1 pseudogene is annotated in these 249 nt (G+C 49.0%); it reads right to left on the bottom strand.

Annotated elements, in window-relative coordinates:
- Positions 1-249, bottom strand: a pseudogene (locus HBA93_RS22475) (hypothetical protein); the annotation flags it as partial.

Below are 249 nucleotides of genomic sequence, written 5' to 3'. Positions count from 1 at the left end.
CCGCTGCCGGTATCAGATTGAGATAGCCGCCAATACCCAGCAAGCCGGTGATGGTTGCCGCAGCCAGATAGCCGGTAAAAAGCGGTTGCAGTCTTCGCCAGTCACTCTCGGTCACGGCGGCGAAGAAGACTCCTGTCAGCGCAAGAAAATATGAAACAGCAATATAAAGCGGGGCTTTTTTCAGATCATCCATCTGAAAAATCGAGAGAACACCGCCAATATTAAATAGTGTGAAAAGCAGCAATAAAG

Origin of the sequence: Ochrobactrum sp. SFR4, assembly GCF_019730395.1 — a bacterium.
Classification (GTDB): domain Bacteria; phylum Pseudomonadota; class Alphaproteobacteria; order Rhizobiales; family Rhizobiaceae; genus Pseudochrobactrum.
This window is presented reverse-complemented; position numbering and strand designations above follow the sequence as displayed.